A 24129-nucleotide genomic window follows, 5' to 3' on the forward strand; every position below is an offset into this window, starting at 1 on the left:
TGTGAATTGGTCGCCAAAATAAAAAATCGAGTAATTAATAAAAAATCATATACGAATAAAAAAGTTACTGACAGCTCGGTAAGGGAGTTTATTAAAAAATGATATCTTTGCCGGCATTAAAAAAGTTCTTTGAATGTTAGGAAGAAGACAAATTAGGGAAAAAGTAGTGATGGCAGTCTATGCCTATTTCCAAAATCCAATACAGTTTAGTACACTGGAAAAGAATATGTTTACAGAGATTGAAAAAATTTTTAATCTCTACATTTATGAGCTGAATTTTTTGGTGGGCTTAAAGCAACTGGCAGAACAGCAATTGGAGATCGGCAGGAATAAATTCCTGAAATCTGAAACCGAGCTCAACCCCAACCGAAAATTTATAGACAACCGAGTGCTGGAACAGCTGGAAGCTAATACCGAACGCCTTGTATTTACAGGCTCTCACCAGGATTTGAAATGGGATTTGCACGACGATCTCCTCGTAAAAACTTTCCAAAAGATAGTGGCAGGCAAACGATATAACGACTATATGAAGTCTGCAGAAAACTCTTTTGAAGAGGACCAGAAATTTATCGGGAAGCTCTTCCTAAAATATGTGGCAGAGAATAGCGATTTCCATACTTATGTAGAGGACCGGGAGCTCTCTTGGGCAGATGATATACATATCGCAAACTCTATGGTGCAGAAAACCCTTGGCTTTATGAAAGAAGATGAGGCTTCTCATACGCTGATCAAAATGGTAAAAGACGACGAAGACCGCTCATTTGCATCAAAAATGCTGAGAGATACCCTCAACAACTTGGAAAATACGGAGAAAAAATTAGAAGAACGACTCCTCAACTGGGAGCTGGAAAGAATCTCCACAATGGATAAAGTGATACTCAGTGTAGCGATTTCGGAGATAGATTCCTTCCCGCTTACGCCGAGTAGAGTGATTATCAACGAATATATTGAAATATCAAAAGTCTTCTCCACAGACCGTTCCAATATATTTATTAATGGAATATTGGATAAATACATAAAAGATATCAATAGAATAGTTTAATTATTATATAAAATGAAAAAATTAATTTTAACGATACTTTGTTTAGGATTGCTCAGTGCTTCCGCCTGCAAAAAGGAAGAAAAAGTAGAAATGGACAGCTCCGAACTTATAGAGCAAATGGTGCAGGAAGAAGCTGAGGTTAATGATATGGAGCAACCTTCCGAGCTTACTTCTCTTGCGCTGTCTGAAAACAGCCACGATTTCGGTGATGTGAAAAAAGGCGAGAGCGTAGAGCATACTTATGAGGTTACCAATATTGGAAATAACCCACTTGTGATTTCTAAAGTAGTGCCAGGCTGTGGTTGTACAGCGCCAGCTTATACCCAAGAGCCCATACTCCCTGGAAAGAAAGGGCAGATTACCCTAAAATTTAATTCCTCCAATTTTGAAGGAGCACAGCAAAAACAGGCGCAGATTTTTGCCAATGTAGAGCGCTCGCCTATTATGATTAGTTTTACAGCGAATGTAATTAAACCTTAAATATTAAATAAAAATGTTATCTATATTACAAGCACAGCCAGCGGGAGGCGGAGCACAGATGATTTTCCTTTTTGTAGCGTTTATCGCTTTTATGTATTTTGTGATGATTCGCCCACAGATGAAAAAGCAGAAGCAGGAGAAAACCTTCCAAGAGTCATTAAAAGTAGGGAGTAGAGTGGTTACCACCTCAGGGCTCCACGGGAGAATAGCCCAGATACAGGAAGATGGTGTAGTGATAGAAACCCTTTCTGGAAAGCTGAAATTTGAAAAGGCTGCCATATCCAGAGAATATACACTCGCGAGATTCCCAGAAGCAGATCCAAAAGCTGAAAAGAAAAAATAAAAAATAAACACCGCTTTAAATTTTAAAGCGGTGTTTTGATTTAATGTTAAAAGTAAAAAGTTATTTAAAAGCATATTTAAACCCTATGCTAAATCTTCCTGCAATGAAGTTAGATTCTTGCGAAAGGTTCCACAAAGGTTTCCAGTCAAAGTGCATTGCAAGAGGAGCACTTGGGATTTTAAATTCTAAGCCCACTTGCGGTCTAAGAGCGAATAATGCATTGCCTCCACCTTTTGGAAAAGAAATATTAGGTCCGATACCCACATACCAAGCCAGACCTCTTGCACCAGGTATAGGCTCGTTATAGGTATAGTTTACTCCAATAGATGCAGAGATACCCTTACCGAAGAGGAGCTGACCATCAAGAGCACTGTTTTTATTAAAGAAGTGTTTTACTTGTGGCCCTACATATGTACCTCCATCTCCCAAGTCTATATTAAGCCCCAAAGAAGTTCTGTAAGACTGTGCCTGTACATTAGAGATGCTTAGCATCCCGAATAGCGCGATAGCTACTGCAAAAATGTTTTTTTTCATAATTTATAATTTTTTAAAAATTTTCTATAAGTTAATGGAAACGCCTATGCTTCCGTTATTTCCTATTTCGGCAAAGGCTCCAAATTTCTCAGTGAAGTAATACCTCACGCCTAAATGTACACCTAAACCGAAAGAATTACCCAATACACCTATATCTGCACCAGGATAAATATCTAATTGGTCAGAAAGTTGGAGTGCATCTTGAAGGTGGAAATTTACTCTCCCGAAAATAAAAAAATCGTTATCTTTCTTATTATCAAAGTAGAGATTAAGACCTCCACCTACGGAAATAAGGTCGGACAAGCCATAATCATAAGTTCCCGTAATTCCTACTCCATTACCCCAGGCACTGAAACCTGCTTGTGCTTTTTGGTCTCCTGCGCCATTCCATGCTTGGCTATGAAATAATTGTGCCATAAAAAACATAGCAAGGCTTATCATTACCTTTTTCATTATATCTGAATTTATAAATCCATTAACAGAATTTGTATAAGTTTAGTATTTTATCTGAATAATTTTTTTGTTTAAAAATAGTATTCTTTATTATCTAATGCTAAAAATAATCTTTCCTAAATTTGCGAGTTGAGTATGATAAATTTTTTATCGAATAAATGAATTACTGGCATATACAGCTTCATCCCAATAAGATGAATTGGGGAGTAGAGGAAATCAGGAATATACTGTCTCAAAACCTTATTGGGTGCAGTGGAAAGCCCATTGCAGAATTTTATAAAATTCAAAAAGGAGATAGGGTACTCGTGCGCCATGGAGCTAAAGTGATCGCATTGGTAGAGGTAATAGGCAGTCCTAAAACTACTCCTGAAAGCATAAAAAATGAATGGATTTGGTTTACGGACTGCTGCGAGGTAGAGGTATTAGCCTATTGCGAAAACCTCTCTGTAAAGGGAAAAGGCTGGTATTTACCAACGACCCTTCAGCAGATTAAGAAGAGCAATGAAACGGCTCATAGTTTTATAGAAAATTTGTATAACGAAATATCTAAATAATGAAAATACTCATCGCAAATGGTGCAAACCTTAATCTTTTGGGTAAAAGAGAGCCCGAAATATATGGCAGTACGACTATGGAGGACTACCTCGCACAGCTGAAAGACGAGTTTCCACAGCACGAGATTCTCTATTTTCAGTCTAATGTAGAGGGGGAGCTAATCAACCGACTACAATCTGAGGATTTTGATGCTTTGGTGATTAATGCTGGAGCTTTTACTCATTATTCTTATGCGATTGCCGATTGCCTTAAAAATATCTCTAAACCCAAAGTAGAAGTGCATATCAGTAATATCTATCAGCGAGAGGAGTTTCGGCAGAAGTCTGTAACCGCAGCTTATACCGATGCTTTGCTCTCTGGATTTGGTCTTAGGGGGTATTCACTGGCTGTGGAGTATTTGGTAGCAGAGCGATAAATTTATTTTTCGTCTTAAGACTTACCATTAAATATAAAATCATTACTTTTGTCCCTAAAATTTTAAGAAAATTATGGCAGAATATACTTTCCGTGAAGTGATTGCTCAAGCAATGAGCGAGGAAATGCGTAAAGATGAATCCATTTACCTTATTGGAGAAGAAGTAGCAGAGTATAACGGAGCTTATAAGGCTTCCAAAGGTATGCTTGATGAGTTTGGACCTAAGAGAGTAATAGACTCTCCTATTGCTGAGCTCGGTTTTGCGGGTATCTCCGTAGGTGCAGCGATGAATGGTAACAGACCTATTGTAGAGTTTATGACTTTCAACTTCTCTCTTGTGGGGATAGACCAGATTATTAATAATGCTGCGAAAATCCGCCAGATGAGCGGTGGGCAGTGGAATTGTCCAATCGTATTTAGAGGGCCTACGGCATCTGCTGGTCAGCTCGGTGCTACGCACTCACAAGCACTTGAAAGCTGGTATGCCAACTGCCCAGGTCTGAAGGTTGTAGTACCTTCTAACCCGTACGATGCAAAAGGCTTGCTTAAATCTGCTATACAGGACAATGACCCAGTAATTTTTATGGAATCTGAGCAGATGTATGGCGATAAAATGGAAATCCCAGAAGAGGAATACTACCTGCCACTTGGTAAAGCAGATGTAAAGAGAGAGGGTACGGATGTAACCATCGTTTCTTTTGGTAAGATAATGAAACTCGCACTACAAGCAGCGGAAGATTTAGCGAAAGAAGGTATCTCTGTAGAGGTAGTAGATCTTAGAACTGTACGCCCATTGGATTATGATACTATCCTCAACTCTGTGAAGAAAACCAATAGATTGGTTGTATTGGAAGAGGCTTGGCCTTTCGGTTCTGTGGCTTCTGAGATTACTTATATGGTACAGCAAAAGGCATTTGACTACCTTGATGCACCTGTTAAGAGAATTACAACGCCAGATGCGCCTGCGCCTTATTCTGCAGCATTGTTCGCAGAGTGGTTCCCAAAATTGGAAACCGTGAAAGATGCCATAAAAAAGGTACTTTATGTAAAGGCATAATAAGGATTTTAAATATTAAACAAAGGAAAGTCTCAGCAATTTTTGTTGAGGCTTTTTTATGCTTTTAGCTTGGCTTAATGAAGCAAGCACTCTTTTTTATTTAACTGATAATTTATATTTATTCTACGATGTTTTTTTGTAACAATGGGGGTGTTTAATGTACCAATTAGCCAATAATACTATTAATTCAATTTTATTTTATAAACTTATTTATATGAAGAAAACTATTGTTATTTTATCATTGCTAAGCGCAGGAATATTTTATGGGCAGGAGAAGGATAGCCTGTCCTTACCATCTAAGGAGATACAGGAAGTTCTCCTAAAAGCACAGAGAAAGAAACAGTATGCTGATAAAGCAGTGTATTCGTTTGACCAAGACGCGATAAAAAGCGCTCGGCATTCCAAAGATTTACTCGTAACGCTTCCAGAGCTGAAGCACGACCCCGCTGTCTAACAAGATTGCCAGTATAAAAGGAGGTACCGTACTTTTTCTTATTAATGGGATAGAGGCGAGCGATGCACAGTTGCAGTCCGTACAGCCAGAGAATGTGGTAAAGGTAGAGTATTTTGATATCGTCCCTACCCGATGGGAAGGCAGAGCGGAGACCCTCGTAAATGTCATTACCCGAAATCCCGAGCAGGGGCTCAGCTATGGTGCAGATGTATTTGGGGCATTCAGTACGGGTTTCTTAAATGCAACAGCCTACTTTTCTCATACGCGTGGGAAGCACGATTTTGGGCTGGAATATGTTATTTCCCTTAGAGATTATAACAACCGAAGATATGATAATACCTATGAATATCTGCTGCACGGAGACCGATACAAATCTACCAAAGTACTGAGAGACCACTTCGGATATACCTACCAAGATGCAGCTTTCAGATATACCTTTGTGCCTTCGGATAAGCAGACTTTTCAGGCAAAACTCATCTTTAATAGAATGGATGCTTTTAGCAAAGGGAATGGTGACAATACTTTTGAGCAGGGGAGTATTTCTACGCAGGATAAAATCTATGATTACAGCTCTCAGCATAACCTAAAACCTACCTTAGACCTCTATTATAGCAATAAGCTAAGCAAGAAAGATGAGCTTATCTTTAACCTTGTAGGCTCTACCTATAATAATAAAACCTACCAGGACCAGAGAGAGTGGGTAGCTTCTACTGGGGTAGATATTTTTAATAACAGAATGTACCTTACCACGAATCAGTCCGCTTTTGTAGGGGAGGTAGTCCATCATCATTCCTTTCAGAAGATGAAGCTAAGCTCTGGCTATAAAGTTGCTAATAACCATATCTCTAATGACCTAAGCAATCTTGCAGGGGATAGTGAGTACAGTGTAAATTATTTCAGTCAGTATTTCCATACGGAGCTCAGTGGCTGGCTTGGGAAGAAATTCGCTTACCGATTAGGTGCGGGGCTTATGCACATCCACAACCGAAGTGAGAAAGAAACTTTTAATGACTGGACTTTTACCCCAAGGCTCGTTCTCCACTATAAACTGAATGCTCATAAGAGCCTAAGGTTTAATTCCTCCATCTTCCCTGGTTCGCCTTCCAGTGCGCAGCTCAGCTCTAATGTTATCAATGTAGTTCCCAATATCATAAAAACAGGGAATCCTTACCTTAAATCCAAAACCACTTGGAGAAACAGCCTTACCTATTCCTATAATTCCAAGTATCTTGATGTGAATGCCTCACTCTCTCATATTTTCATCAATAATGCAATTGAGCAGATGTATATATACGATGCTCGCTTTAATAGCTATGCGCTTACCTATCAGAATGCTGATTATCATCAAATCTTGAGTGGAGAGATTTCGGGTGCTATCAAGCCTTTGGGCTCAAAGCTCCTTACCATCAAAACTGCTCTTAAGCCTACCTCCGAGAGCATACTGCTGGCAAATGGTAATAAAAAGACCAATGAGTTTATAGGAAACACCTTCACCCTTTCTTCTCAGTACAAGAACTTCTTTTTAAATTACGAGTTTAATATCCCTGTCTACTCCATCGGAGGGGCATTTCTCAATACCAATGAGAACCAGAACCACCTTATTCTTGGCTATTCTCATAGAAACTGGATGTTCAAAGCTGCCCTTCTCTTCATCGGCACCCCTTCTGAATATAAAACCAAAAGCCAAGAAGGTAGCCTTGTAGATTATATGGGACATACCCGTATTTTCAATAATAAAAATATGCTGAGCTTTGGTATAAGCTATAACTTCTCACGAGGGAAAAAGACAGATATTGATAAAAAAGTGGAAAATGAAACCCCAGAATCTGCAAACTTCTAAGAGGGAGGCATTGCCTCTTCCTTTACTGGGGTCTCTGACCCTAATAGCAGTGCTTTATTTAAGGCATTGCTTTTTTGTAGATAATTTAAGAGCGTAATCTTAATTAATAAAAGAGACAATGTCTCAAAATTTTAAGCAAAAAAGAAGGCTAAGCCCTCTAAAATGTTTAAATTTGTGAGCAGTAAAAATCAAATACTATGAGTTATATTTCATTTATTGAAGCAAGACAGATTTTAGATTCCAGAGGTAACCCTACTGTGGAAGTAGATGTGTTTACCGAAAGTGGTGCAATGGGTAGAGCTGCCGTACCATCAGGGGCGTCTACTGGCGAGCACGAAGCTGTAGAACTAAGAGATGGCGGTAACGAGTACCTCGGCAAAGGCGTACTGAAAGCCGTAGAAAATGTACGAGAGGTAATAGCCCCAGAAATTGTGGGGATTTCTGTTTTTGAGCAGAACCTTATCGACAGTATTATGATTGAATTAGATGCTACTCCAAACAAGGGAAACCTCGGAGCAAATGCTATTCTCGGAGTCTCTCTCGCAGTAGCAAAAGCAGCAGCAGCAGAGCTAAAACTCCCGCTCTATAAATACATCGGTGGGGTAAATGCTAAAACCCTCCCTGTACCGATGATGAATGTGATTAATGGAGGCTCACACTCCGATGCACCTATCGCTTTCCAGGAGTTTATGATTATGCCAGTGAAGGCAGATTCTTTCTCTCACGCATTGAGAAAAGGTACTGAGGTGTTCCATAGCCTGAAATCTATCCTGAAATCTAGAGGTCTCTCCACTGCGGTGGGAGATGAAGGAGGCTTTGCTCCAACTTTTGACGGTACAGAAGATGCCCTCGATACCCTGCTAAAAGCAGTGGAAAAGGCAGGCTACAAACCTGGGGACGATTTTATGTTTGCCCTTGATTGCGCTTCCTCCGAGTTCTACAAAGACGGAATCTACGATTATAGAAAGTTTGAAGGCGATAAAGGTGCCCATAGAAGCCGTGAAGAGCAAGTGGATTACCTCGCTGAGCTTACCAATAAATACCCTATCATCTCAATAGAAGACGGTATGCACGAGGATGACTGGCAGGGCTGGAAGCTCCTCACCGATAAAATCGGTAGCAGAGTACAGCTCGTAGGAGATGACCTCTTTGTAACCAATGTAGAGCGACTTTCTAGAGGGATAAAAGAAGGTGTAGCCAATTCAATCCTTGTAAAAGTAAACCAAATCGGTTCGCTTACCGAGACCTTAGATGCGGTTCAGATGGCGCAGAACAATAGATATACTTCAGTAATGTCTCACCGCTCTGGTGAAACCGAAGATGCTACCATAGCAGACCTCGCTGTGGCGTGCAATTGTGGACAAATCAAAACAGGTTCGGCTTCTCGTTCAGACCGAATGGCGAAATACAACCAACTCCTAAGAATAGAAGAAGCACTCGGAGATACCGCTGTATTCCCAGGTCTTGATGCCTTTAAAGTGAAAAGATAGTTTCATTTTTTTAAATTTTTAAATTATTATTAGAAAGCCTCGCGTATGAGCGAGGCTTTTTTAGTTGGGTTTTATAAGGGAAAATAATTGTGATTTGTTAAATGTTCTATCAAATGCTTTTATAGTTCGTTTTCTGTTTTGTAGTTAATAAGCAGTGGTTTGTGAATGTTTTTTTGAAATGTTTTTTTAGGGAATTTTAAATGTTGGAAACTTGTTTTGTTAAATGTCTCATATCCTAAGTTCCTCCCCATACAAGATTAAATTTATTCAGTAAGCAATAAAAAAGTTTCCATTAAATCAATAATGGAAACTTTTTTGCTTAACGCCTAAAACTTATTGCCTGCTGCACAAAGCCTACTGCCTATCTATAAATAGGGGTAGGATAAGTACCAGGCACTAATATGCTACTATCTACATCTTGGATGTTTCTATGCCCTGCGAATGCCATAGTGGTATCCATTTCATCGTAGAGGATTTGCAGGGCACGAGTTACTCCCTCTTCGCCATACGCACCTAAGCCGTATACAGGTGCTCTACCGAGCATTATACCTCTTGCACCCATTGCCCAGGCTTTTAGCATATCTTGCCCAGAGTAGAAGCCAGAGTCTATCCATACTTCTGTTTGGCTACCCACAGCGCTCACGATATCTGGGAGGGCTTTTATTGTGGAAACGGTATCGTCCATTTGGCGACCACCGTGGTTAGACACGATGATGGCGTCTGCTCCGTATTTCACGGCTTGTTCGGCATCTTCTGGGAGCATAATTCCTTTTAAGATAAGTGGTCCTCCCCAGAGCTCTTTTATCTCTGCGATGTCTTCCCAGCTGAGGGATGGGTCAAACTGCTCCTTAGTCCAAGAAGAGAGAGAGGAGAGGTCGCTTACATTCTCTGCGTGCCCAGCGATGTTTCTAAATGTCCATCTTCTGTTTTTAAGATAGCGAAGTCCCCAAGGGATTTTTGTAGAAAGGTTGATGAGGTTCGGGATGGTAAATTTAGGAGGTGCAGAGAGTCCGTTTTTAATATCTCTGTGTCTGTTGCCCAGTACTTGCAAATCTACGGTAACCATCAGTGCGGAGCATTTTGCTTCTTTTGCTCGGCGGATGAGGTCTTTCATAAACTTTCGGTCTCTCATTACATACAGCTGAAACCAGAATGGCTCTATACCTGCCTCTGCAAGGTCTTCTATGGAGCATATAGACATTGTGGAGAGGGTAAAAGGGATGCCGAATTTCTGAGCGGCTCTTGCCATATGGATTTCTCCATCAGCCCACATCATTCCCATAAAACCTACGGGAGCAGTCATTGCGGGGAATTTTACCGTTTGCCCGAGGAGTTTTGTCTCTAAGGTACGGTTGTCCATATCCACTAAAATCTTTTGGCGGAATTTTATTGGATCAAAGTCAGTAACATTTTCTCGATAAGTAGATTGAGACCAGGAACCTGTATCTACATATTCATAGAACATTTTTGGGACATTGCTATAGCATTTTACTCGCAAGTCTTCAATGTTTGTCATTTTAGATAAATCTCTCATTTGATTATAATTTAATTTTCTTTTACGGATATAAATATACTCACTTCCGAAGGCTTGTCTGTATAAACCTCAAAATCGTAAGTATAAGCACGGTGGAGGTCTTTGTCTCTCTGCCAAATCTCCTCCCAGGTATTAATAATAGCCGCAGGCATTTCTCCTTTGGCTATAAATTCAGTGAAATATTCTTCTGGAAAAGCTCTTCCCACAAGCCCCTCAGGGATATGATGTAAAGAGCTTACTTCCATTCCTATTATTGCGGTATATTTTCCTCTGAAATCATTTTCGTAATCGGTGTAGATAGCATAAATCTTATGATTTAGAGTACCGGGTATTTTTTCGGCTATCTTTTCTGTGTAGAATTTGTTCCAAAGAGCACTCAAATCCTGTGCAGATTTTCCATTTTCATTTGTGGTGGTAATGGATATTCCTATAATTTTAAGGCTCTTTTTCATTTGGAGTGATATTTTGAGAGAACAAATGTACTATTTTTTCTTATTCGGTTTTGTCTCTGGGAATGTTAATATACAAATAATATAGAGGCAACTAAAGAGAATGTAGAATGCCAGAGAGGCATCCCAACCGAAATGATCCAGTACTAAGCTCCAAACAAAATTAAGGAGGGTATATACCAGATAGCCCAATGCCCAGAAAGCTCCGAACATAATCGTAATCTTTTGTGGGTTCATATCTGGGAGCTCATACGGCAGATTGAGATATACAGAATATTGGGAAGCCATTACAAAACCCGCAAAACCAAAGAGGATATAAGACAGCAAAACAGAGCTTGGGAGAACGAGTATCCCAGAGAGTATAGCGCTAATCATCAGTATGCCGTGGATGATGAGGTAAGGCTTTCTCGGGAAGTTCTTTTTACCCATATACATACTGAAGAGCGTACCCATAATCCCAGATGAAGGGATGATAAACAGCATTATGGACTTGGAGAAGTCAGGGTTAAAATTCAATGCCTCTAATTTTGAAGGGAGAGACGCAAGGGAGATGACATAGAGGAAGAGGAATCCTCCAAAACCGAGAGAGAAAAGATAAACAAATTTATCTTTCAGCGCATCGGAGTAGGTATATTCTTTTGCAATCGCTTCGGAAGAGCTGTTGCTGGCATTAGGCTCAAAGTCCTTACTGAATGCCAGCCAGAGGGCAAAACTGATTAAGCTTAGAAGGCTAAAACCGAGCATTATATACTGCCAGTGGTCATTATGAGTGAGGTAATCGGTAAGGAAGTAGAGTGAGCCACCCACAATTACCGCCCCCATATTATACGAGCCCGTTGTAAGAGCACTGGTGATGATTTTCTTATCAGCAGGGATAAACTTTGCGATCACCGTATTCATATATACCATTATCATAGAACCTCCGAGCGCCATTATCATTCTTGCAGCGATGTATATCCAGTAGTTTGGCGAGAAAATCGCAAGGAAAGAAAAGCTCAAAAAGAAAAGCGCCAGTATAGATGCTTTTTTGGGACTCAGTTTGATGAGAATATATGCCGCAAAGAAATTAGCAAAGATTCTTGCAATGGTTATTGAGTAATTTACCACTTCGGTTACTACGGAAGATACGGCTTTACCAGCGAAGAAGTGGTGGGTAATCTGCCCAGAGAGGCTGGAACCGATGAGCCAGTTAGAGGCAAATGAGATGTATGCCAATAGCAATATGATAAACATTATTACGCCCTGTGCTCTTGTAGGTTCTTTTATATTCTCGGTCATAAAAATTCTATTTTATTTTTTTGGGCGGTAAAAGTAGGTATTATTCACTATACAAAAGATGAAAAATTCTAAATATATTCTATTTATGAAATTAATCATAAAATATACTTTTGTATGCAGAAAACAGTTATTTGGAGAAGTTTTATTTCTTTTGCTATTTAGTGGAGATAGAGTTTTATATAAATTAGTAATTTTGTAAAGTGAAAATTAGTATAAAGTGTCAAGCCTAAGAATCTTATCTCAAATATTCTCGCCTCCTATATTTCAAAAAATAGTGAGACAGGATGATTTTATATTATTCCAAAAGCAAATAAAAAAATATCTTAATACAGGAAATTATGATACTAATTTAGATGTAATTAAATCATTATATAAAAATCTTCAGGAGAGGTATAGATGTGAATATATCTATAAAAATAACTTATTTTTAAAATTAATTAGTGAGTATGGCCTAAGAGTAACATCGGTACTTAATGAATTAAAAATTGGCTCTTCAAAGGCTGATTTAGTTCTGTTAAATGGGTCAGTACGAGTTTATGAAATCAAAACGGAACTAGATGATTTTTCTAAACTATCAAAACAAATAAATGATTACCAAAAATTTGCAGATGAAGTCAGTGTTGTAACTGATGAAAATAGTGCTAAGAAATTAGAAATTGAATATGCAGATTCAAGTATTGGTATCATTATACTTGATGCAAAACATAAGATACAAATAATTAAAGAAGCAGAGAGTAATACTTCCTACTTTAATTTTGATACTATTTTTAAAATTTTAAGAAAGCAAGAATATATTGATTTAGTTACTGAGAACTTTGGATTTGTACCTGATGTTCCAAATACTCAGATTTTTAGAACTTGTTATAATTTATTAGCGGATATAAACATAGTAGATTTTCAAAAGCAAGTTTTAAATAAACTTAAAGAAAGAAAGTTATCAAAACCTAGCTTACTTAGATCTTCAAAAACACCAAGAGAATTGAAGTATATCTGTAACTCTTTGGATTTTAATGAACAAGAATATTATAAATTGTATGATTTTTTAAAAAATAAAAGTGTATGTACTTACCATATATAAGAGGCAAAAAGTTTGAACTAATTGGGATTAGAAATTTGATAACAGGAAAAGTGCTTAATTCAAATAAAGTATCACCTATAATAGAACCTGTAAAAAATTCATCAACATTAGGAGTTACTCTAAGAGAACTGATTGAAAATAATATTAATTTTACAGTTGTTGTAAATCCACAAGTTGGACAATTTACAGATACGGATACTATTTTTAATACTATTAAAGAGTTTATGAGTGGAGGTAAAAATTATCAAATAGGAATAATTTTTAATAATAAAAACAAACAAGGGCATCATGAACTGATAGCTCTTTTACAAAAATACAAAGATTATATTCCTGAATTAACTATTATACATAATGCAATTCTTGATGGGATTTCAGATATTCTTGCTCTGTATGAAGAACATTTTAAAGTTAGATATAATGTTATAAATTTATCAGCAACAAGTAAAAGATATCACCAAAATTTTAAAGAAAATACTAGGGTAGAACTTAATGATTATTTTAATGCTCAGCCTAGAAATTCTGATTATTTACAGATAGATGAAAGTGACTTTTCTGAAGAGTATCGCTATTATAAGGAAGATGGATTTATTGGTTTCTCTGATTATCTTTCTATTGGTGAAGAATACTCTGAAGCAGGTTTTCTCCCCTATGCTGTAGCAATCCATTTATCTTATGAAGATAAAAATAAAAAGAAAATAAAAATAAAACATTTTGTTTCTGATTCTAATGATGACCCCTCTGATATTGCTGGTAAATTTGCTGAAGCATTAAAAAAGTTAATTGATTGGTGTAAGAAAACAAAATATGAATCTATTGCTATCCCAATATTTAAAGAATATTATGAAACAAAGCATTTTCCTGGATTAGGAACATTAAAGAAACTCTCCCTAATGAATCATATTGATTTGGTTTTAAAATTAATTTAATATGAATTGCTGTATAAATTGTTTTGAAAACCAATATATAAAAACTATTATTAGAGGTAAAAATAATATAGGAAATTGTGATTTTTGTGGAGCACAGAATATTAATATTTATAAGGCTTCCAAGTTAGATTTTTATTTTACAGACATTTTAGACTTGTTTGTTACTGATGAAAATGGTGATAGATCAATAGGGAAACAAATAACTTCGGATTATTTTGATCATAAAATTTTTGCACAAGAATTAATTGCTAAGAATAAAGTTGAACTACTTATTTCTGAAATTATTAAATATTATACTTGCGATTATCAACATTTACTAGATAATCCTGTAAAATTAAAATTTCAAGATGAGGAAGAAGAGAAGCAATCACTTACTCTTTCTTGGGATAAATTTTCAGAGGAAATTAAAAGTAAAAATAGATTTCATCTAGAAAATGAATTAGATTTGGATAGATTACGCGAATTATTTCAATTTTTCCAAAAGAAAATAGATAAAAAAGAAATATATTATCGTGCTAGAATTAGTGATAAAAAAGGATATGATAAGAAAGAAATGTGGAATCCTCCTAATGAATTAGCAAAGAGTGGTAGAGCAAATCCTAATGGTATTTCATATTTATATTTAGCAAAAGATTTAGAAACAACTTTGTATGAAGTAAGAGCGAGTTTGTTTGACTATGTTTCTGTAAGTAAATTTGAACTCAAACAAGATATAAAAGTAATAAACTTGAGCCATTCAACTTATGATATCTTTGAGCTTATAGGAGCAGAAAAAATACAGGCTTTAGAAGATGTAATAAAATATGATACTTTTATTAATAAGTTGGAGCAAGAACTGTCAAAACCGAGAAGGAGAAGTGATAGCGAGTTAGATTATTTGCCAACACAATATCTATCAGAGCTAATTAAATCAATGGGGTTCGATGGTATAGAATTTAAAAGCTCATTACATCAAAATGGCGTTAATCTTGTAATTTTTGATAAACCTAAGAATAAGTTTGAAATTTTAGATGTTAGTGTTTATGATATTACAGAGATTATGCTTGATTGTGAGAGAATAGAGAATAAGTAGCTTAATTTCCCTAAACTTTCAAGAAGTATATAATAGTCTCTAAAAAATAAACAATGCAAGATTTTATTCCAAAACCGCTCATACCTTTTCTTCGCAAAGACCTTAATCCAAATTATATTTCAGAAGAGAGGGGGATCCTTAAATACCTTAATCCTGATTTTCTGCAAGGAGACAATGATAAGTATATGAAGTTCTACAACCGCCTTGCGCCTTTCTATGACTTTGGAGAGCGGTGGATTGGCTGGCTGAAATACGGCAATTCCGTTGCTGAAATGAGACGAAAAATGATGCAACTTTTGGAGTGGAAAGATAATGCTTCGGTGCTCTATGTCTCTATTGGAACGGGGAAAGATTTCAAGTATATGCCCCAAAATATCAATATCAAAACATTATCGCTTGTAGGTATAGACATCTCCGAGGCTATGCTCCGCCGAGCGCAAAAGGTATGGAAAGATAAGCTCAACCTCTCTTTGGTAAACTGTCCGGCTGAGGATTTACCTTTCGATGATAATAGCTTTGATATTGTTTTCCATGTGGGAGGGATTAATTTCTTCTCCGATAAACAGAGGGCGATTGATGAGATGCTCCGCGTTGCTAAGCCCAATACATTACTGATGATTGCCGATGAAACCCAAGATTTCATTCGTGACCAATATCAAAAAAATGTCTTCTCAAAAGAGGCATATAAAGATGCGCATTTTGACCTTACCGAAATCCAAAACAGCATCCCTAACAGCGTAACCGACAGGCAAACGCATTTCTTGTGGGACAATCGCTTCTACGCAATTACTTTCAGGAAAACGGCAGATTGAGGCTTTGCTTGAAATGATATTAATAAGATTTAATGATGCTTATACAATAGTCTCAAATTTTTTGTTCGGCAGCTTCAGAGTTTGTGGGCGAAGAGGGGGGGCTGTATTTTTATGATTTTAATCAATATAAAGTAAGAAATATGTGCTGATAAAAATATAATTTAGTATCCTTGACAGAGTATAGGACGAAGCCGAAAATCCTTATAAAAAGAGTAAGTCTCAATTTAATTCTAATTTATAATGAAAAAGTTTTTTTAATGGCAGTTTCAGCCGTAGTGCTGGCTGTAACAGCAGTGAATTGTTCAAGGAATGATGACCAAGATTCTGGCTCTGGATAACAACAAGAACGGTATGAACATCTAACGGGTGTATGGGAAGCAAATGCTATCGGTCAAATACCTATACCTACCGATGGAGATGGGTATTCTTATACCTATAAAAGACTAGATGACCCGAGCGAAACAGGAAAAGGAGAGGTAACCCAAACGGGACAACATACAGAGTATATAGAACTAGGTATGAAAAATGCAAATAAGCGGTTTGTTATCTCTATTATCCCTAAGAAGGAAAAATTTGCTTTCTTCTATGGCATTGATGGTCTTGTTGCTGAGGAAAAAGCTCAGTTCAAAGTACTCAAGCATTGGGGAAAAAGAAAATGGGTAGGGAATTTAGCTGGTATGTTTATGGGCTGCTCAAACCTTAAGATAGAAGCACAAGATGTCCCAAATTTCTCTAATGTAACTTCGGTAAGTAGTATGTTTAACGGATGCACTTCTCTAGAGTCTGTGCCCAATATCAACCAATGGAATCTAAGCGCGGTTCAGGATATACACTCAATGTTTGAAGGAGCAACGAGCTTTAACCAAAGTTTAGAAGGCTTGGTAATAAAGAAGGAAGGAGTATGGCTTTTAGCCTACAAATTAATCGTCCTACTCCCTAATAGGCGACTCTTAGCTATTAGCTTCTGGCTTTTAGCCTCCAAACTAACATTATCCCTAATTGGAAGGGGGAACATCCCCCCCTGTGGGGTCAACTTTAGACCCTGTAGGGTCAATTTTAGGGGGTATTGCCTTAAAAAAAGGGGCAATGCCCCTACTTAATTGGAGGGGGAAACTTCCCTATAGAAGAGGGTAAGAAAATCGGCATAGGATTTTTCTAAGGAGATGAGGTCTCCTGATTTTATAATAAGCCCTCCCGAGATATTGGAATTATCAGCGCGAATACCCGCTGGGAGCACTTGGTAATAGAGCGCAGGCTGCTCCTTTTTGTAGTGGAGATTCAGCCTGCTGCCCAAGAATTTTTTGGTAGAGATATAGTTGTCTTCTTCGGGTTTTATCTCTTGGCATAGGTAGGTTCTGGGGCTAAGCGCTACTTTCTTTCCATTGATAATGATATTGACCGCTCGAGAAGAATTAAATACCGAAAACTGATTGTAGCTTATTGCAGGATAAGCCTGGTAGTAGAGCTTTACCTCTTTATGAAGTGAAGGCACTGGGTTGCTGTCCAAATCTAAATTAGGAGTATAGGTATAGGTATTGGCTCCTACGAGTTTTGCCTTTTTGTAAAACTTCTCAAAGGCGAGGGTTTCGTTTTCTAAAATGCCATTTATCTCAATTGTAGCAAGGGCAGTGGCAGAAGAATCTACCGCTGAGATACGGTAGAGACGAGTGTCATTATTCTCATTGGTTTTTGAGGCATTGCTTAGATGGATTTCCTGTGCATAAATAACGCAGGAGATAAGCGAAAATATAAACCCAAAACAGATTTTCATAGAGCGAGGTTTAGTTTTTAGTAAGGGTTTCTATGCATTCTTCCAAGCTGTTTTCCCAGTGCTTGAGGTCTATTTTGTAGGTCTGTTCTATCTTGTCCAGAGCCATTGTACTTCTTACGGGGCGCTGGGCTGGGGTAGGGTATTCGCTTGTGCTTATTGCATTGAGCTTGATATGAGATTTTGAAAGCTCTGCAATTTTCTTAGCGAAAAGAAACCAGGTAGTCTCTGGATAATTAGAAAAATGGAAGATTCCAAAGCTAAGGGCAGGCGTTTCTATTATCTTCATAATGGCTTCCGCGAGGTCATTGGCATTGGTCGGCTGCCCATACTGGTCGCCTACGATATTGAGCTCATCTTTTGTCTCAAAGAGGGAGAGCATTGTTTTTACAAAGTTTTTATTAAACTCTGAATACAACCAGGATGTTCTGATGATAATGGTCTTTGGGTTTTCTTCTAATGCAGCTTCTTCGCCTGCTCTTTTGGAACGCCCATATACCCCGACAGGAGCGGTAAAATTGTCCTCAGAATACGAGATATTGGTATCCCCACTAAACACATAATCGGTAGAGATATGGATGAGCACGGTATTGTTTTTCTTAGCAGATTTTGCGAGGTTGCGCACCCCTTCGGCATTTATGGCAAAGGCTTTTTCTTCTTCGGACTCGGCTAAATCTACTGCGGTATATGCTGCTGCATTAATACAAAAGTCTGGCTTTGTATTATTAAAATATTCCTCTACGGCGGTTTCATCTGTGATGTCTAATTCCTCAGAGGAGAGAAACTCAAATTGATAATCTGTCTCGTAGCGTTCGGTGAGTTTTTTTATGCAGTTGGCAAGCTGTCCATTACCACCCGTTACGAGTATTTTTTTTCGGAGGTCCTGTATCATTTTATTGTGCTTTGTTTTCTTTTCTTAGTGCTTCTGCTCTTTCATCAAAACTCATATTCCCGAGGTCTAAGAAACTATTGTGGAAGAGGTGTTTTAAATCCTCTGGTTGTTCTTCCGTTTTCCTTGTTTTCAGATTGAAATAGATAGCGGTAATCCACAGTACAGCGTGGGTTGTTTTTCTATCCTCGCTGGTCATTAGTATTTCTACTACTGTGGTTTTCTCGTCTATATTTACCGTATGGCTGGTGATTCTTACTTTGGTATTTGCTTTTACTTCTTTCAGGTAGGCAATTTGGTTTTTAATGGTAATCCACGCACAGCCCGTTCTTTTTATATACTCATCATAAGAAAACCCGAAGAACTCCTCTATATGGTCTTCTCTTGCATCTTGCATATATTTTAGGTATTTCACATTGTTGAGATGCCCAATAGGGTCACAGTCTGTAAATCGTATTTTTACAATTGAGAACATTTCTTTTTCCATATTGCAAATGTAAAGAATTAGACTTGAATTCACCCACAGCGTGGGGAGCACCTACATCAAACTAACTACACACAGCTAGAAGCCAATAGCCAGAAGCTACTTGCCTTGTTCTTTTCTTTCATTAAATTTGTCGTCTTATTTTTTTAGAGGGATTATGTCGGATATTATTCAGCTTTTACCAGATTTTGTTGCCAATCAGATCGCTGCTGGGGAGGTGGTGCAGAGGCCTGCATCTATTGTAAAGGAGCTCCTCGAGAACTCAATAGATGCTCAGGCTACCAAGATAGAGCTCATCATTCGAGAGGCAGGGAAAAACCTTATCCAAGTGGTGGATAATGGTCTGGGGATGTCTGAAATAGATGCTCGAATGGCTTTTGAGAGGCACGCGACTTCAAAAATCCGAACCACAGAAGATATTTTTAAAATTGCTACAAAGGGTTTCCGAGGAGAGGCACTTGCGTCTATTGCTGCTGTAGCACAGGTAGAGCTCAAAACAAAGCAGAAAGAGGCTCCCGTAGGTACGAATATCTATATAGAAGGAGGGAAGTTGGAGTTTCAGGAGCCGATACAAACAGCGGAAGGCTCTAATTTTTTAGTGAAAAATCTGTTCTACAATGTTCCTGCCCGTAGGAAATTTTTAAAAAGCAATACTATAGAGTTCAGGCATATTATAGATGAATTCCAAAGGGTGGCATTGGCACATCCTGAGATAGAATTTGACCTTTTTCATAATGATGAACCCGTTTTCAGGCTTAGAAAAGGGAGCCAGATGCAGAGGATTGTGGAGATTTTTGGCCGTAAGCTACAGCCGCTTTTGGTTCCGATAAAAGAGTCGCTCGGATGGGTAGATTTCTATGGATATGTAGCCAAACCCGAAGGTGCTAAGAAGACCAGAGGCGAACAGTTTTTCTTTGCTAATCATCGTTTTTTTAAATCGCCCTATCTCAATAAAGCCGTTCAAGAGGCTTTTGATGGTTTGCTTCAGCAGGGATATGCCCCATCGTTCTTTTTGTTTCTGGACATAGACCCAGAGAAGCTCGATGTGAATATTCACCCTCAGAAAACTGAGATTAAATTTGAAGATGAGCACCTTATTTTTGCGTTGATTCGTTCCACGATAAAGAAATCACTCGGTATTTATAATATTGCTCCGAGCCTTGATTTTGATAAGGATATTCAGCGCTTTGATGAAATGTTTGGTACACCCTCAAAGGCAAATACCGAGATGCTGCAAACAAAGAGCACGAGCAGCAGGCAAAACAGTACTGGTATAAGTGTGCCGAGAGATTTCAATCCGTTTGCAGAAGACGCCCGCCCTGCAAAGGGAGAAATTGCCAACCTCACCGAGTTCTACACCTCAGATACCGCTCCCGCACCTTCTAAAATCAACCTCTTTGAGGATGAAGATGATGATTTCAGCGATGATATTATGAGATTGCCCAATGGCTATTGGCTGATGAACCGAGACGGCAAAACCCTGATGATAGACCCAGGCAGGATGCACAGCATTATCATTGCTGAGCAGTCAAAAACAAAGAAAAGGAATACGAATAGCCAGCCACTGCTGTATTCATTAGAATATCATCTCAATGAAATAGAGAAAACTAAATTCCGTTCAATAAAGAAATATCTTCCAGACCTTGGCTTTGATATGGTGATTACTCAGGAAAATGTTTTGAGGATAAATGCCGTACCCGAAGGTTTAAAAGAATCTCAAACGCTGAGCTTCATTGAGAATCTTTTTGAAATTTTGGAATATAAAACAGAGGAGCAGTTTATGGATTTCTACAACGAGCAGTGGAATAAGCTCGGTTCAAAGTCCAGATTTGACTTCCTGTATAAATATGAAATAGAAACCGTTTTGAAGGACTTCATCGCACTTGGCTTTCCACAATATACCCCTTCTGGGAAGCCCTGCTTCGTAGAAGTTCCTTTGGAGGAACTCAAAAATAAGTTTTAAAACCCATAAAAAAACCTTTGATATTATGTTTGGAGCGCTCACCCCGATTACAAAAAATCTGATTATCCTCAATGTGGTGGTCTTTGTCCTCTCATTTTTTGTGCCTTATTTGTATCTTATTTTGCCTGCCTATTTCCCTTATTCGCCTAATTTCAGATCTTGGCAAGTGGTTACGCATATGTTTATGCACGGAGGTATTGCTCATATCGTTTTCAATATGCTTACTCTTTGGAGTTTTGGTCCTGTGCTCGAGCAGGTACTGCGAGGTAAGCGGTTTGTGATTCTCTATTTTCTGAGTGGGCTGGGAGGTTTTTTGCTTTATAACTTATGTTATGGCTTTGAGGTTTTTCAGATTACTTCGCAGATGAGTATAGAGCAGGTGCAGGAAGTCTCTGCTAATGCAGATTTGTACGCTCCTGATGGTACATTTTCGGGCTATTCCAAAGGGTCTAATGAGTATTACTTGCTGAATAGTTTAGTCAGTAGGATGCTCGGTGCTTCTGGGGCTATATTTGGTGTAGTTGCTGCTTTTTCCGCTTTATTTCCCAATTCAAAACTGATATTTATGTTTATCCCTTTCCCAATAAAAGCAAAATATCTTTTCCCGCTGATTATTTTAGGCTCAGTCTATTTGGGGATTAATGACACGGAGTCTAATATCGCTCATTTTGCACATATAGGAGGAGCCTTTGTTGGTTTCCTGCTTGCAAAGATTTGGGGCAAGCATCTCAACAGGTTTTATCAGTAAAAACATTTTTGCTTATGCGAAGGCTCTTGTTGGTGGGGCATATCTCTACTGCTCTTGTTTTATCAGCTACGGTGCTCAATGCCTATATTTCGCCAGTGGTAAATGCTTGGCTCAACTTTTTTTCATTGGTGTTTCCTGTGGTTTTGGTCGTTTATCTTATGTTGTGTGTGCTCTGGATTTTCATCAGGTGGAGGTATGCTGTGTTCTTTTTGTGTCTGAGCTTTGTCTTTATCAATCCCATCAAAAGATGGGTAAATTTTAGCTCGAAATCTCACCAATCGTCGGATATAAAAGTAATGTCTTTCAATGTGCATAATGGTTTTTATGGTGAGAAAGAAATTGCGGAATACATTAATACCGAAAACCCTGATTTGATCTTCCTCCAAGAGGCGAGCTTTTTAGGTGAGAAGGAATATCATTTTTCAGATTTAAAATTTAAATACCAGGCGGATTATTGCGTTATCCTCTCCAAATTTCCCATACAGTCCGAGGGGCTTCTCAATATTTCTCGGCACGGGTATATTGGCAAGGCGATCTATGCAGATGTAGATTGCCACGGGCAGAGGCTCAGGCTGGTGAATTACTACCTTGAACCCTTTCAGTTGAGCGATTCTGAGCGCCAGGCAGAAAACATCAGTGGCAGCTACCTCGAAAAATTTCTATTTACTTTTAAGGAGCACGCGGGGCAGGCAGATGCCCTCCAAAGCTCTATAAAGGCTTCGCCCTATCCGCTCCTCGTGGCAGGGGATATGAATGCCGTGCCCAATTCCTACGAATATTATACGATTTCTCGTGGGCTTACCGATGCGTTTCAGTCCGCAGGGCGAGGGATGGGCGTTTCATTTCGAGAGGTGATAATGCCCGTGAAAATCGATTATATTTTCAGTTCTGAGGGGATAGTACCGCTGTCTTGTCATATTGCGAAGACGAGAAATTTATCCGACCACCAGCCGATTATTGCTGAATTTTCCCTCCGATAGTTTCTGCAAATTAAAAGAGAGAATTCCACTTGTCTGGTTTAATTGTATAATATTATTATTAAAGGCTGATTTAAAATTTATTAAATCACTGCATATAGCTGTAAAATAGATTGTGGCAATGCTTAAATAATATTTACTTTTGCCTCTCCTAAAACCCAGTAGATTATGGAAACTTTAATACAAGAAAAACTCAATAAAGCACAAACGGCCTTTAACCAATGGCGGTTTATAGCCTTTGAAGATAAGCAGAAACTCATTGCTCGGGCATCTGAAATTTTAAAAAATAGAGCCGAAGATTTAGGGAAAATCATTACCAAGGAGATGAATAAACCCATCTCCCAAGCCATAGCAGAAGTGCAGAAATGCGCCCTGATGATGGACTACTACGCCATAGCAGAAAACAGTCTGAAACCAGAGAAAATAGCCTCTGAGTATAGTCTTTCGGAGGTGCATTTCGTTCCCAAAGGGGTTATTTTAGGCGTGATGCCTTGGAACTTCCCTTTCTGGCAGGTGCTTCGCTTCGCTACCCCCACGCTCCTCTCGGGGAATACCGCCGTACTGAAACACGCCTCCATTTGCTTTGAAAGTGGTAGAGCCATAGAAAACATCTTCCTCGAAGCAGGCTTCCCAGAGGGCGTATTTCAAAACCTTGAAATCGGGCATAATGAAGTGAGGCAAATCCTTGAAAGCCCCATTATAAAAGGGGTGAGCCTTACGGGTAGCGAAAAAGCAGGCGCCGAAGTAGCAGCCCTCGCAGGGAGGAATATCAAGAAATCTCTTTTGGAATTAGGTGGCAGCGATGCCTTTATCGTTTTAGACGATGCCGACCTTAATAAAGCCAGCCAAACAGGTGCTTTGGCGAGATTGCAGAATTGCGGACAGACCTGCGTGGCAGCTAAAAGATTCATCATTCAAGAGAATGTCTATCACAGGTTTTTAGACCTCCTTTCGGCTGAGTTTAAAAATTATCAGCCCGCAAATCCATTGGATAAGAATACCCTCATCAGTGGGATGGCAAGAGCTGACCTCGCCGATGAGCTGGAAAACCAATACAAAAAAGCCTTAGAGCACGGTGCAGAGGTTATCCTCCCCCTTGAAAGAATATCAGATACTGCTTTTAAGCCTTCTCTCATCGCTGTGGAAAGAGCCAATCCTATCTTGCAGGAAGAGCTCTTTGGTCCTGTGGGAATCGTCCTCCGAGCAAAAGACGATAATGAAGCCCTCGATTTGGCAAATGATATCCCATACGGACTGTCTAACTCGGTCTGGACAGCAAACCTCGAGCGGGCAGATTTTTACATCAAAAACCTTGAATCGGGTACTGTAAATATCAACCGAATGACCAGCTCAGACCCGCGCTTTCCGTTTGGGGGAACGAAACTCTCGGGCTACGGTACGGAGCTTTCACTGCTGGCATTAAAGGAGTTTGTAACGGCAAAGACGGTCATCATTCAGTAGAGGACCCAACGCATTAAAAAACCTGCT

Annotated in this window: 26 protein-coding genes; 18 read left to right on the forward strand and 8 right to left on the reverse strand. The window is 38.7% G+C overall.

What is annotated here, in order from left to right; genetic code table 11:
• Nucleotides 1–133 precede the first annotated feature (133 nt).
• The 3 genes from nusB to yajC are packed head-to-tail and all read left to right on the forward strand — an operon-like array spanning nt 134 to nt 1865.
• Nucleotides 134–1042, forward strand: coding sequence for a transcription antitermination factor NusB (gene nusB, locus D8991_RS01165; protein ID WP_120488370.1), 909 nt, complete (start codon nt 134–136; stop codon nt 1040–1042).
• 12 nt (nt 1043–1054) lie between these two features.
• Nucleotides 1055–1522: a DUF1573 domain-containing protein gene (locus D8991_RS01170; protein WP_120488371.1), complete on the forward strand. Its 468-nt coding sequence runs from the start codon at nt 1055–1057 to the stop codon at nt 1520–1522.
• Nucleotides 1523–1529: 7 nt separating this feature from the next.
• Nucleotides 1530–1865, forward strand: a complete 336-nt coding sequence (gene yajC, locus D8991_RS01175) for a preprotein translocase subunit YajC (RefSeq protein WP_374210832.1) — start codon at nt 1530–1532, stop codon at nt 1863–1865.
• A 60-nt stretch (nt 1866–1925) separates the two neighbouring features.
• On the opposite strand, the gene D8991_RS01180 is transcribed toward yajC, so the two are convergent.
• Both D8991_RS01180 and D8991_RS01185 read right to left on the reverse strand, forming a co-directional pair.
• A complete protein-coding gene (locus D8991_RS01180; RefSeq protein WP_120488373.1) occupies nt 1926–2399 on the reverse strand; it encodes a hypothetical protein in 474 nt (157 codons plus the stop codon).
• A 24-nt stretch (nt 2400–2423) separates the two neighbouring features.
• Nucleotides 2424–2852 carry a DUF6646 family protein gene (locus D8991_RS01185; RefSeq protein ID WP_120488374.1) on the reverse strand — a complete coding sequence of 143 codons (429 nt, stop codon included), beginning with the start codon at nt 2850–2852 and terminating at the stop codon, nt 2424–2426.
• Between the two features lie 158 nt (nt 2853–3010).
• On the opposite strand from D8991_RS01185, the gene D8991_RS01190 reads away from it, so the two are divergent.
• From D8991_RS01190 to eno, 6 genes are all read left to right on the forward strand, one after another.
• On the forward strand, nt 3011–3406 hold the full coding sequence (locus D8991_RS01190) for a hypothetical protein (RefSeq protein ID WP_120488375.1): 396 nt from the start codon (nt 3011–3013) through the stop codon (nt 3404–3406).
• Nucleotides 3406–3822: a type II 3-dehydroquinate dehydratase gene (locus tag D8991_RS01195; RefSeq protein WP_120488376.1), complete on the forward strand. Its 417-nt coding sequence runs from the start codon at nt 3406–3408 to the stop codon at nt 3820–3822. The genes D8991_RS01190 and D8991_RS01195 overlap by 1 nt, the downstream gene beginning before the upstream one ends.
• A 73-nt stretch (nt 3823–3895) precedes the next feature.
• Entirely contained in the window at nt 3896–4879 is a 984-nt protein-coding gene (locus D8991_RS01200; protein WP_120488377.1) for a pyruvate dehydrogenase complex E1 component subunit beta, read from the forward strand.
• Nucleotides 4880–5093: 214 nt separating this feature from the next.
• Complete coding sequence (locus D8991_RS08980) at nt 5094–5333, forward strand: hypothetical protein (RefSeq protein ID WP_245957160.1); 240 nt, start codon at nt 5094–5096, stop codon at nt 5331–5333.
• Between the two features lie 70 nt (nt 5334–5403).
• Nucleotides 5404–7173 (forward strand): outer membrane beta-barrel protein, encoded by a 1770-nt coding sequence (locus D8991_RS01205; RefSeq protein WP_245957161.1) that lies wholly within the window; start codon nt 5404–5406, stop codon nt 7171–7173.
• Nucleotides 7174–7370: 197 nt separating this feature from the next.
• Nucleotides 7371–8663 (forward strand): phosphopyruvate hydratase, encoded by a 1293-nt coding sequence (gene eno / locus D8991_RS01210; protein ID WP_120488378.1) that lies wholly within the window; start codon nt 7371–7373, stop codon nt 8661–8663.
• Nucleotides 8664–9024: 361 nt separating this feature from the next.
• On the opposite strand, the gene D8991_RS01215 is transcribed toward eno, so the two are convergent.
• From D8991_RS01215 to D8991_RS01225, 3 genes are read right to left on the reverse strand one after another with little or no spacing between them, the layout of a single operon-like run.
• Nucleotides 9025–10197, reverse strand: coding sequence for an alpha-hydroxy acid oxidase (locus D8991_RS01215; protein WP_120488379.1), 1173 nt, complete (start codon nt 10195–10197; stop codon nt 9025–9027).
• Between the two features lie 11 nt (nt 10198–10208).
• Entirely contained in the window at nt 10209–10661 is a 453-nt protein-coding gene (locus D8991_RS01220) for a GyrI-like domain-containing protein (protein WP_345798949.1), read from the reverse strand.
• An 18-nt stretch (nt 10662–10679) separates the two neighbouring features.
• Nucleotides 10680–11924, reverse strand: a complete 1245-nt coding sequence (locus D8991_RS01225; protein ID WP_120488381.1) for an MFS transporter — start codon at nt 11922–11924, stop codon at nt 10680–10682.
• Nucleotides 11925–12198: 274 nt separating this feature from the next.
• Here D8991_RS01225 and D8991_RS01230 point away from each other — a divergent pair, with 274 nt between their 5' ends.
• The 5 genes from D8991_RS01230 (at nt 12199) to D8991_RS01250 (ending at nt 16912) form a co-directional block, all read left to right on the forward strand.
• Nucleotides 12199–13002 (forward strand): sce7726 family protein, encoded by an 804-nt coding sequence (locus tag D8991_RS01230; RefSeq protein ID WP_160223987.1) that lies wholly within the window; start codon nt 12199–12201, stop codon nt 13000–13002.
• Complete coding sequence (locus tag D8991_RS01235) at nt 12984–13928, forward strand: sce7725 family protein (protein WP_120488383.1); 945 nt, start codon at nt 12984–12986, stop codon at nt 13926–13928. The genes D8991_RS01230 and D8991_RS01235 overlap by 19 nt, the downstream gene beginning before the upstream one ends.
• A gap of 1 nt (nt 13929) precedes the next feature.
• Complete coding sequence (locus tag D8991_RS01240) at nt 13930–15000, forward strand: RES domain-containing protein (protein ID WP_120488384.1); 1071 nt, start codon at nt 13930–13932, stop codon at nt 14998–15000.
• Between the two features lie 53 nt (nt 15001–15053).
• Complete coding sequence (locus D8991_RS01245; RefSeq protein ID WP_120488385.1) at nt 15054–15812, forward strand: class I SAM-dependent methyltransferase; 759 nt, start codon at nt 15054–15056, stop codon at nt 15810–15812.
• Nucleotides 15813–16330: 518 nt separating this feature from the next.
• Nucleotides 16331–16912, forward strand: a complete 582-nt coding sequence (locus D8991_RS01250; protein ID WP_120488386.1) for a BspA family leucine-rich repeat surface protein — start codon at nt 16331–16333, stop codon at nt 16910–16912.
• On the opposite strand, the gene D8991_RS01255 is transcribed toward D8991_RS01250, so the two are convergent.
• The 3 genes from D8991_RS01255 to D8991_RS01265 are packed head-to-tail and all read right to left on the reverse strand — an operon-like array spanning nt 16909 to nt 18956.
• Nucleotides 16909–17583 carry a hypothetical protein gene (locus D8991_RS01255; RefSeq protein WP_120488387.1) on the reverse strand — a complete coding sequence of 225 codons (675 nt, stop codon included), beginning with the start codon at nt 17581–17583 and terminating at the stop codon, nt 16909–16911. The genes D8991_RS01250 and D8991_RS01255 overlap by 4 nt on opposite strands.
• 10 nt (nt 17584–17593) lie before the next feature.
• On the reverse strand, nt 17594–18472 hold the full coding sequence (gene rfbD, locus D8991_RS01260; RefSeq protein ID WP_120488388.1) for a dTDP-4-dehydrorhamnose reductase: 879 nt from the start codon (nt 18470–18472) through the stop codon (nt 17594–17596).
• 1 nt (nt 18473) lies between these two features.
• A complete protein-coding gene (locus tag D8991_RS01265) occupies nt 18474–18956 on the reverse strand; it encodes an acyl-CoA thioesterase (protein ID WP_120488389.1) in 483 nt (160 codons plus the stop codon).
• Between the two features lie 154 nt (nt 18957–19110).
• On the opposite strand from D8991_RS01265, the gene mutL reads away from it, so the two are divergent.
• From mutL to D8991_RS01285, 4 genes are all read left to right on the forward strand, one after another.
• A complete protein-coding gene (gene mutL / locus D8991_RS01270; protein ID WP_120488390.1) occupies nt 19111–20916 on the forward strand; it encodes a DNA mismatch repair endonuclease MutL in 1806 nt (601 codons plus the stop codon).
• A 25-nt stretch (nt 20917–20941) separates the two neighbouring features.
• Nucleotides 20942–21664 (forward strand): rhomboid family intramembrane serine protease, encoded by a 723-nt coding sequence (locus tag D8991_RS01275; protein WP_120488391.1) that lies wholly within the window; start codon nt 20942–20944, stop codon nt 21662–21664.
• Between the two features lie 14 nt (nt 21665–21678).
• Nucleotides 21679–22644 (forward strand): endonuclease/exonuclease/phosphatase family protein, encoded by a 966-nt coding sequence (locus D8991_RS01280; RefSeq protein WP_120488392.1) that lies wholly within the window; start codon nt 21679–21681, stop codon nt 22642–22644.
• Between the two features lie 165 nt (nt 22645–22809).
• Nucleotides 22810–24102, forward strand: coding sequence for an aldehyde dehydrogenase family protein (locus D8991_RS01285; RefSeq protein WP_162926718.1), 1293 nt, complete (start codon nt 22810–22812; stop codon nt 24100–24102).
• The last annotated feature ends 27 nt before the right edge of the window (nt 24103–24129 follow it).

Origin of the sequence: Bergeyella cardium (assembly GCF_003614945.1) — a bacterium.
In the GTDB taxonomy this organism is placed as follows: domain Bacteria; phylum Bacteroidota; class Bacteroidia; order Flavobacteriales; family Weeksellaceae; genus Bergeyella_A; species Bergeyella_A cardium.